A 9,035-nucleotide genomic window follows, 5' to 3' on the forward strand; every position below is an offset into this window, starting at 1 on the left:
AGCCGCCAGGCGAGCGAAGTGGGCCGGGACTGCAAAAAAACTAGTGAGGCAGGACCAAGAGCAGCAGCGGGAGGACGGCGATGACCGGGACGGCGACCGACGCGGCGAGGCGGACCCTGCGGGGCAGCGGCTCCGGCTCCAGCAGCCGGTTCACCCGCGCCATCACCGGGATGTCGCTGTGCGAGGCGACGCCGAGCGTGCCGGACGGAGCGGCGGCCGGGCGGGCGGCTGCGAAGCGCAGCAGCGCGGTCGCCAGCTCGCGCGGCGGCCGGCCGTGCCGGGCCCGGTCGTCGGCGGCCATCTCGATCAGCAGCTCCACCGCGTCCAGGCACCGTCCGACCAGCCGGAACTGCGGGAACACCTGGCGCAGCGACGCGAACGGCAGCAGCACCAGGTCGTGGCGCTCGCGGGCGTGGGCGCGCTCGTGGGCGAGCACCGCGGCCAGCTCGCCGCGGTCGAGCAGCTCCAGCGTCCCGGCGCTGACGACGACCTTGGACGAGCGGACGCCCGGCACGCAGTACGCGGCGGCGCCGGGGTGGTCCAGGACGAGGGTGCCGGGCACCGAGGAGTCGCGGCGCGACACCAGCGCGAGCAGGGCCCGGTGCCGCCGCCGGGCCCGCACGACCCGCAGCACCGCGAACATCAGCATGACCAGCAGCACGCCGGTCAGGCTGATCGCGGCGAGCAGGGCCGCGACCTGCCCCGGGTTGAGCCGGGCCGCCTGGTCGTCGTACAGGCCGGGCAGCCCGCCGAGGACGCCCTTGCGGTACGGCAGGAGGGCGAGCCCGAGCAGGGCGCCGATCGTGGCGACGCCCCAGCACAGCCCGAGGGCCTGCCAGAGCGCGATCCCGATCCGGGGCGTGCGCCACGTCCACCGGGCCCGGGACAGCAGGTGCGCCCCGCCGACGGTCCCCAGTGAGATCAATGCGAGCAGGGCGGTGCCGGTCATGCCGGAGGTTCCTTGCCGGTGAGGCCCGCGAGGGCCTCACGGATCACGTCGATCTCGCCCCGCGACACGGAGCGGACGAAGTGCGCGAGCGCCGCGTCGCGGTCACCGGTCTCGTTCAGGGCCCCGAGCATGAGCTCGGTGACGTACATCTCGCGGCTCGCCACCGGGTGGTAGCGCCAGGCGCGCCCGTCGCGCTCGCGTTCCAGGAAGCCCTTCTTCGCGAGCCTGTCGAGGACGGTCATGACCGTGGTGTGCGCGAGGTCCCGGTCGTCGGCGAGGGCACGGCTCACGTCCCGCGCGGTGGCCGCCGGGTGCCCGGCTTCCTCCCGCGCCCACAGGACCTCCATGACCGTGCGTTCAAGCTCTCCCAGACCCTTCACGCACCCCAGATTATCCGACGCCCGCGTGACTGACCACGTCAGGTAGTACTACCGCCCGTAGGGGGCGCGACCAGGCCGAACTCGTAGGCGGTGATGACGAGCTGGACGCGGTCGCGGGCGCCGAGCTTGGCGAGCAGCCGCGCGACGTGCGCCTTCGCGGTGGCCACGCTGATGACCAGTTCCCCGGCGATCTCCTGGTTGGACAGGCCGAGCCCGACGAGGGTCAGCACCTCCCGCTCGCGCTCGGTGACGCCCTCCATCCGCCGGGGCGGCCCCGCGGCCGGTCGCGGGCGCGCCGCGAACTCCTCGATCAGCCGCCGGGTGACGCCCGGCGCGATCAGCGCGTCCCCGCCGGCGACGACGCGGATCGCCGCGAGGATCTCCTCCAGCGCCATGTCCTTGACGAGGAACCCGCTGGCGCCCGCACGGAGCGAGCCGTAGACGTAGTCGTCGTCGTCGAACGTGGTCAGCATCAGCACGCGGGCGGTGCCGGGCCCCGCGGCGCGGATGCGGCGGGTGGCCTCGATGCCGTCCATGTCGGGCATGCGGATGTCCATCACGACCACGTCCGGCGCGGTCTCCGCCACGAGCCCGACCGCCTCGGCCCCGGTCCCGGCCTCGCCCGCGACCTCCATGCCGGGGGTGTCGGCGATCAGGACGCGCAGCCCGGCGCGGATCAGCGGCTGGTCGTCGGCCAGCAGGACGCGGATCGTCATGCCGCCGCCGGCGCCGGGAACCGCGCCGCCACACGGAACCCCCCGCCGGGACGCGGGCCCGCGGCGAACTCGCCGCGCAGCAGGGCGACCCGCTCCCGCATCCCGGCGAGTCCGTATCCGGCGCCGACCACTCCGCCGTGCCCGTCGTCCTCGATCTCGACGGCCAGTTCCCCGTCGCCGTAGCCGATCGTCACCCGGCAGCGATCGGTGCCCGCGTGCCGGACGACGTTCGTGACCGCCTCCTGGACGATCCGGTAGGCGGACAGGTCGACGTCCGGCGGCAGCGGCCTCGGCTCGCCCGCCGTCCGGAGGTCGACCGCGATGCCCGCGTCCCTCGTGGCCTCGGCGAGGCGGCCGAGGTCGCCGAGGCCGGGGGCGGGCCCGAGCGGCGCCGCGCCGGGGTCGTCCCTGCGGAGCGCGGTGAGCATCCTGCGCAGCCCGGACAGCGTGTCGCGGCTGGTGGCCTCGATGGCGTCGAGCGCGTTGCGGGCCTCGGCGGGCTGGGTGTCGATGACCCGCCCGCCCACGCCCGCCTGGATCGCGATGATCCCGATGCTGTGGGCGACCATGTCGTGCAGCTCCCGCGCGATCCGGAGCCGCTCGGCGGCGACGGCCTGGGCGGTGGCCTGCTCCCGCATCGCCTCGGCGTGCGCGCTCCGCGTCCTGACCGCGTTCCCCGCCATGTACGTGACCACCGCCGCCAGCAGGACCGTCATCAGCAGGAACTCGTCGGCGTGCAGGGACGCGGCGACGGCCGCGGCCTGGAGGAGGCACGTCGTGACCGCGACGGGGACGGAGACCCTCCGCGTGCGGGTCGCCGCGATGTAGCCGGACGAGACGTCGGTGACGAGGACCAGCAGGCCGGCGACCCCTCCGGCCGGCAGGGACAGCAGGGCGAAGCTCCAGGCGAGGAGCAGGATCGCGTGGGCGGTCAGCGCCCGCCGCCGCAGCAGCAGGAGCAGGAGGACCGTGAGCCCGGCCGAGGCGGGGATCTCCAACTGGTGGAGGGCGGACCTCCCATGCGAGAACGTGAGGAACAGGACCGCCGGGTACACGGCGGCGCCGCACCAGGCGAGTACCGTCCCCGTGCCGCGGCCCACGCGGCGCATCGACAGGGCTGACATGCGGCGATCGTAACCGCCGGCCCCGTCCCGGCACATTGGCCCGGAGGCGTAATCCCGCGGGCTACAAGCGCCTTTCGCCAATGTGTCCTGCGGCCCGATGCGCGGCGGGCGCCTCCACCGGAAGCGTTGCCCGCGTGAAACGCTGGGCACCTTTCGTTCTGGCCGTCGAAGTCCTCGGAATCGTCGTCTTCTCCGCCGCCTATGACTCGCTGGATTTCCGCATCTACTGGCTGGGCGGGCATGTCATGACGGACGGCTCGCACCTCTACCGGGAACAGCTCGCCGGGCACTATTTCACCAACACGCCTTTCATGGCCGCCCTGTTCGCTCCTCTTGCCGCCCTGCCGCTCCTCCTCGCCCGCATGCTGTGGCAACTGTCCTCGCTGGCGGCCTTCGCATGGGCGTGCGCGCTGACGGTGAGAATGGCCGGTCGCTGGATTCCCCTCGTGGTCGCGGTGGCGGCGGGCCTGCTCCTGCAACCGGTCTGGCAGTCGTTCTTCCTCGGGCAGGTCAACCTCATCCTGCTCGGCCTGGTCCTCGCCGACCTTCATCGCGTCGCACGCGGCCGTCCGGCCGGAATCGGCGTCGGCATAGCGACCGCGATCAAACTGACGCCGGCCGTCTTCGTCGTCCTGCTTCTGCTGAGCAGGCGCACGAAGGACGCCGTGACCGCAACCGCCACCTTCGCCGTCTGCACTTTCCTTGCCTACGCCATCGCCCCGGAAGCATCCCGCGAGTATTGGACGAACACCTTCTACGACACCTCACGTGTAGGCGTCGCCTACATCAGCAACCAATCGCCCTATGGCGCGCTGACCCGCATATTGCGGGGAACGGCCGAGGTCGGCGATTGGTATGCGACCGTCCCGCTGACCGTCGGCGTCTGCGGACTCGCGGTCGCCGCCCTCTGGGCGAGGCGGGGCGACTGGCTGAGCGCGACGGCGGTCACCGGCGCGACGGGCCTGCTCGTCTCCCCGATCTCCTGGGCGCACCACTGGGTGTGGATCGTCCCGGCGCTGGCGGTGCTCCTCCGCAACGGCCATCGGAAGAGCGCTCTGGCCGCCTACATCCTGTTCGCCGTCTCGCCCCCTTGGTGGACGCCCCACAACGGTGACCCACGCGAGTACGGTTTCCACGTCCTCCTGACCCCGCTCGCCAACTGCTACCTGCTGGCGGGGCTGTCCTTCCTGGCGTACACGGCGATCCGCCTCCGGGTCAGCCCGCCGGTTCCTTCCAGCGATCGTGATGGACGGCCGCGTCCAGCGCCCTGCGCCGCCGCCAGCCATGCCGTTCGAGATCGGGAACCTGTTCCAGGTGGGTGACGGGGCCGAGGCAGAGCCAGGCGACCGGGCGGATCGTCTCCGGGATGCCGAGCAGGTCGCGCAGGTGCGGCTCCCGGTAGAACGACACCCATCCGACGCCGAGGCCCTCGGCGGTGGCGGCGAGCCACAGGTTCTGGATGGCCAGGCACACCGAGTACAGCCCCGCGTTGGCGATCGCGTGCCGGCCGAGCACCGCCGGTCCGCCGCGCTCGGGATCGTAGGTCACCACGACCGACAGGCTGGACTCCAGGATCCCGTCGATCTTGATCCGGGCGAAGCGCTCGGCTGCGGCGCCCGTCAGCGTGGCGGCGAAGGCGGCGCGCTCGGACTGGACGTGCCCGTGGAAGGCCCGCCGGATCCCGGGATCACTGACGAGCACGAAGTCCCACGGCTGGGACAGCCCGACGCTCGGCGCGGCGTGCGCGGCCTCCAGGACCCGGTCGAGGACGTCCCGGGGGATGGGCGCACCGGTGAACTCGCCGCGCACGTCGCGTCGGCGGTGGATGGCGTCGTAGATGTCCATGGCAGGCGATTCTGCCCACGCCGGGGACCGGGCCGGCCCCCGGCGTGGCCGTCACGGCCGTCCGGCGCCCGGTACGTCGACCTCGACCGCGAGGACGCGGCCGCTGCCCGGCGTCACCGGCTCGGCCTCGGTCATGCCGCGCCATTCGGCGGCCGTGACGAACAGCGTGGTGCCGTCCGGCCCGCCCAGGACGCAGGCGAAGCCCCCGCGGTCGAGGTCGACCACGCGCAGCACCTCGCCGCCCTCCGCGACGCGCACGCACCGCCGGTTGGGGACGTCGGCGTACCAGACGGCGCCCTCGGCGTCCACGCAGATGCCGTCCGGGACGCCGTCGCCGAGCTCCGCCCAGGTCCGGCGGCCGGACAGCTCCCCGTCCGCCCCGATGTCGAAGGCCACCAGGCAGCCGCCGTAGGAGTCCGCGACGATCAGCGTGGAGTCGCCGGGCGTCACCGCCATGCCGTTGGGGAACGCGATCCCGTCCGCCACCTCACGGACTGAACCGTCCGGCCGCACCAGGGCGACCGCCCCGGGCGCGAACTCCTCGCCCGCCATCGGGTCGAAGCCGGCACGGTTGACGTAGACGTTGCCGCGCCCGTCGGCGACGACGTCGTTCCAGCCCGGCCTGCCGAGGTCGGCGTGGGTGACCAGGGATCCGTCCGGTTCCCGGCGCAGCAACCGCCCGTCCGGCGACGAGACGATCACCATCCGGCCGTCCGGGAGCCACGCCGTGCACAGCGGGAGCGACGCGACCCGCGCCACCACCTCGTCCGCACCGTCCGGCCCGACCGCGACGACCTCGCCCGCGGACCAGTCCGAGAAGTACAACCGGTCGCCGTGCCAGCGCGGCGACTCGACCAGTCCACGGCCGTCGAGCAGCGTCCGTACTTCGTCCATCTTCCTCACCGTCCTCTTCGGGCACCTGTGTTCCGCCCTCTACACGAACGGACTTCGGCCAGATCGACACTTCACCGCCGAATCTCCCGACCTGCGTCCCGCGAAGGCCGAGACGCCCCGAGTACACACTGGAGGGGATCGGAGTGTGTATCGTGTGCCCCATGGCGAGACTCAACATCACGCTGCCCGACGAGCTGGCCGCCACGCTCCAGGGGCTCGCCGAGGACAAGAAGATCGCCTCGGTGTCGGGATTCCTCGCGGACGGCGCGCGGCTGAAACTGGCCTACCTGCGGGACGCGTCCCAGCTCGACGACCTGTTCGGGCCTCCGAGCCCCGACGAGCAGGCCATGGTCGACCGGCTGGTCGAGGGCGGCCCCTCGTCCCGCCGGGACGTCGCGTGATCACCGGTCACGTCTTCGACGCGACCGCACTCCTGGACCTCGCGACCGGCAAGACCGTCTACGTCCGCGCCCGGCTCCGGGCGTCCATCGCCCAGCACGCCACCATCGTCATCCCCGCGACGTCGCTGGCCCGCGCCTGGCAGCTCGTCCCCGACCACGGCCGCGCCGTGCTGGAGCGCCTGCCCGGCATGCAGGTCGTGCACGTCGACGACCTCGACGACGTGATCGCCCAGCAGACCGGCCTGCTCGTCACGACGATCCCGAACCTCGGCATGGACGCCGCCCAGGCCGCCTGGTCCGCCCGGTGGCGCCGCTGGCCGCTGGTCACCGCCGACCCCGGCCTCTACACGTCCGTGCCGGGCGTCCGCGTGGAGCAGATCCCCTGACGGGTCCCTGACCGAGGTCAGGTCGTGAGCTCCAGTTCCAGCTGCTCGGGGACGGGACCCGGGGGCGGCGGCGCGGCCGGGCGGGAGCGGCCCGGCCACCACCAGTTGGCGTGGCCGAGCAGGCTCATCAGCGCCGGGACGAGCATGAGGCGCACGATCGTCGCGTCCATGGCGACGGCGACCGCCAGCCCCAGGGCCATCATCTTCACCATCGGGTCCGGCTGCGGGACGAAGCTGGCGAACACGAAGATCATGATGAGCGCGGCCGAGGTGATGAGCCGGGCGGTGGCCCCGATGCCGGTCACGACCGACTCGTGCGGATCGCCCGTCCGGTCGTACTCCTCCTTGATCCGCGACAGCAGGAAGACCTCGTAGTCCATGGACAGCCCGAAGATCAGGGCGAACATGAACAGCGGGATGAACGACATGATCGGGATGGCCTGGTCGACGCCGAGCAGCCGGGCGCCCCAGCCCCACTGGAAGACGGCCGTGACGACGCCGAACGAGGCCCCGATCGACAGCAGGTTCATCAGCGCGGCCTTCAGCGGGACGATCACCGACCGGAACGCGACCACCAGCAGCAGGACGGCGACGCCCACCACCGCGACGACCACGGTCGGCATGCGGTCCCCGACCGTGGCGGCGATGTCGATGATCGCCGGGTTCTCCCCGCCGAGGTAGATCCGGGTGCCGGGATGGGCCTCCCGCACGTCGCGGATCTCCACGTTCCGCAGGCGGTGGACGAGGTCGGTGGTGGACGCGGCGTGCGGCGCGTCCCGCGGGACGACCTGCACGATCGCCGTCGTCCCGGTCACGATGGGCTCCCCGGCGAACACCACGCCGGGCACCTCGGAGAGCTTCCGCTGGAGTTCCTGTCCGAGCAGGACCGCACGCTTGTCGGGCTTCTTGCTCATGTCCGGCGCGCCCTTGGGACGGGCCGGCTCCGGCGACGGGCTCGGCCCGGCGGCCGCCGGGCCCGTCAGTCCGGACAGCCCCCCGCGTCCCCTGACGGTCGGGACCACGCGCTTCGGCTTGGCGCGCTTCTCCTCGCCCGGCACCTTCGCGACCACGATGAACGGGCTGTAATGGCCCGCGCCGAACTCCTCGGCGACGATGTCGTAGGCCTGCCGCGCCTCCATCTTCGGCGACGACATGCTGTCGGCCATCACCCCGAACCGCAGGCTGAGCGTCGGGACGGACAGCGTCAGCAGGACGAGCGTCGCGACGATCGCGTACGGCCAGGCGTGGCGGTCGACGTGGCGTCCCCAGGCCGTCCAGCGGGCGGAGGCGCGGTCCGGGCGCACCCGGGGCAGGCGGTAGCGGTCGATGCGCGGGCCGAGGGCGCCGAGGATCGCCGGCAGCAGGGTCAGCGCGGCGGCGACCATGATGGCGACGGCCAGCGCGGCGGCGATCCCGATGCGTCCGATGAAGGCGATCCCGGACAGGAACAGCCCGCAGATCGCGAACACGACGGTGCCGCCGGCGAACACGACCGCGTGGCCCGAGTGCGCCATCGCGCGCCCGACCGCGGTCTCGACGTCGTCGCCCTCGGCGAGTTGCTGCCGGTAGCGCGTGACGATGAACAGGGCGTAGTCGATCCCGGCGCCGATGCCGAGCATCGCGGCGACCATCGGCGCGGTCGGCGCGATCTGGAACATCGACGCGAGGAAGTGGATCAGCGAGTACGCCACCACCATCCCGCACAGCGACACGACGATCGGGATGCCCGCGGCGAGGAACGAGCCGAACGCCAGCAGCAGGACGAGCATCGCCAGCAGGATCCCGACGCCCTCCTGCGGCCCGCCCTTCGGCTGGTTGAGGATCATCGCGACGATCCCGCCGAACTTCACCTCCAGCCCGGCCATCCGCGCGGGCTCCACGGCCCGGTTCAGCGCGTCGAGGTCGTCGTGGCCGACGTCGCTCATCGTGCCGGTGAAGTTGAGCCGGACGACGACGGCGGCATCGTCCTTCAGGCCGCCCATCCCCTGCGCGTACGGGTTCTCGACGAACGCGACCCGGTCGAGCTTGGAGATGTTCTCGATCGACTGGCCGACGGTGAGCGCGACCCTCCAGTCGGCGGGACCGGCCTGGCGCGTCTCGTGGAACACCACGGTCGCCGTCGGCCCGGTCATCGCCGGGAAGTCCTGCCCGAGCGTGTCGAGGGCGCGCTGGGTCTCGGTGCCGGGCAGCGTGCTCTGCTGGACGAACATGCCCCCGTGCATCAGCCCGAGGACGCCGGCGCCGAGCATCACGGCGACCCAGAGCTCGAACACCGCGCGGCGCCGTCGCACGCAGAGCCGCCCGAGTGCCTCCAGGAATCGCGCCATGCCCGCAGAAAAC

10 protein-coding genes are annotated in these 9,035 nt (G+C 72.7%); 3 read left to right on the plus strand and 7 right to left on the minus strand.

What is annotated here, in order from left to right:
• Positions 1-40: 40 nt before the first annotated feature.
• The 4 genes from BJY14_RS15935 to BJY14_RS15950 are packed head-to-tail and all read right to left on the minus strand — an operon-like array spanning position 41 to position 3,169.
• Positions 41-949 carry a M56 family metallopeptidase gene (locus tag BJY14_RS15935; RefSeq protein ID WP_179844324.1) on the minus strand — a complete coding sequence of 303 codons (909 nt, stop codon included), beginning with the start codon at positions 947-949 and terminating at the stop codon, positions 41-43.
• Complete coding sequence (locus BJY14_RS15940) at positions 946-1,329, minus strand: BlaI/MecI/CopY family transcriptional regulator (protein ID WP_179844325.1); 384 nt, start codon at positions 1,327-1,329, stop codon at positions 946-948. The genes BJY14_RS15935 and BJY14_RS15940 overlap by 4 nt, the downstream gene beginning before the upstream one ends.
• A 38-nt stretch (positions 1,330-1,367) precedes the next feature.
• Complete coding sequence (locus tag BJY14_RS15945) at positions 1,368-2,045, minus strand: response regulator (RefSeq protein WP_179844326.1); 678 nt, start codon at positions 2,043-2,045, stop codon at positions 1,368-1,370.
• On the minus strand, positions 2,042-3,169 hold the full coding sequence (locus tag BJY14_RS15950; RefSeq protein ID WP_179844327.1) for a sensor histidine kinase: 1,128 nt from the start codon (positions 3,167-3,169) through the stop codon (positions 2,042-2,044). Before BJY14_RS15950 ends, BJY14_RS15945 begins: the two co-directional genes overlap by 4 nt.
• A gap of 134 nt (positions 3,170-3,303) precedes the next feature.
• Here BJY14_RS15950 and BJY14_RS15955 point away from each other — a divergent pair, with 134 nt between their 5' ends.
• Entirely contained in the window at positions 3,304-4,491 is a 1,188-nt protein-coding gene (locus BJY14_RS15955) for a glycosyltransferase 87 family protein (protein WP_179844328.1), read from the plus strand.
• Here BJY14_RS15955 and bluB read toward each other — a convergent pair.
• On the minus strand, positions 4,385-5,014 hold the full coding sequence (gene bluB / locus BJY14_RS15960) for a 5,6-dimethylbenzimidazole synthase (RefSeq protein ID WP_179844329.1): 630 nt from the start codon (positions 5,012-5,014) through the stop codon (positions 4,385-4,387). The two genes, BJY14_RS15955 and bluB, sit on opposite strands and share 107 nt — an antisense overlap.
• A 51-nt stretch (positions 5,015-5,065) precedes the next feature.
• A complete protein-coding gene (locus BJY14_RS15965) occupies positions 5,066-5,908 on the minus strand; it encodes an SMP-30/gluconolactonase/LRE family protein (RefSeq protein ID WP_179844330.1) in 843 nt (280 codons plus the stop codon).
• Positions 5,909-6,069: 161 nt separating this feature from the next.
• On the opposite strand from BJY14_RS15965, the gene BJY14_RS15970 reads away from it, so the two are divergent.
• Together BJY14_RS15970 and BJY14_RS15975 are read left to right on the plus strand one after the other, a co-directional pair.
• On the plus strand, positions 6,070-6,309 hold the full coding sequence (locus BJY14_RS15970) for a ribbon-helix-helix domain-containing protein (protein ID WP_179844331.1): 240 nt from the start codon (positions 6,070-6,072) through the stop codon (positions 6,307-6,309).
• Positions 6,306-6,695 (plus strand): hypothetical protein, encoded by a 390-nt coding sequence (locus BJY14_RS15975; protein ID WP_179844332.1) that lies wholly within the window; start codon positions 6,306-6,308, stop codon positions 6,693-6,695. Before BJY14_RS15970 ends, BJY14_RS15975 begins: the two co-directional genes overlap by 4 nt.
• Positions 6,696-6,712: 17 nt before the next feature.
• Here the strand turns inward: BJY14_RS15975 and BJY14_RS15980 are convergent, their stop codons facing one another.
• Positions 6,713-9,022, minus strand: coding sequence for an MMPL family transporter (locus tag BJY14_RS15980; protein WP_179844333.1), 2,310 nt, complete (start codon positions 9,020-9,022; stop codon positions 6,713-6,715).
• Between the last annotated feature and the right edge of the window lie 13 nt (positions 9,023-9,035).

This window comes from Actinomadura luteofluorescens (assembly GCF_013409365.1).
GTDB classification, from domain to species: domain Bacteria; phylum Actinomycetota; class Actinomycetes; order Streptosporangiales; family Streptosporangiaceae; genus Spirillospora; species Spirillospora luteofluorescens.

Excerpts from the sequence above, each read along its gene's own strand:
- BJY14_RS15935 (WP_179844324.1), bottom strand. The coding sequence starts at position 949 with ATGACCGGCACCGCCCTGCTCGCATTGATCTCACTGGGGACCGTCGGC.
- BJY14_RS15945 (WP_179844326.1), bottom strand. The coding sequence starts at position 2,045 with ATGACGATCCGCGTCCTGCTGGCCGACGACCAGCCGCTGATCCGCGCC.
- BJY14_RS15950 (WP_179844327.1), bottom strand. The coding sequence starts at position 3,169 with ATGTCAGCCCTGTCGATGCGCCGCGTGGGCCGCGGCACGGGGACGGTA.
- bluB (WP_179844329.1), bottom strand. The coding sequence starts at position 5,014 with ATGGACATCTACGACGCCATCCACCGCCGACGCGACGTGCGCGGCGAG.
- BJY14_RS15965 (WP_179844330.1), bottom strand. The coding sequence starts at position 5,908 with ATGGACGAAGTACGGACGCTGCTCGACGGCCGTGGACTGGTCGAGTCG.
- BJY14_RS15970 (WP_179844331.1), top strand. The coding sequence starts at position 6,070 with ATGGCGAGACTCAACATCACGCTGCCCGACGAGCTGGCCGCCACGCTC.
- BJY14_RS15980 (WP_179844333.1), bottom strand. The coding sequence starts at position 9,022 with ATGGCGCGATTCCTGGAGGCACTCGGGCGGCTCTGCGTGCGACGGCGC.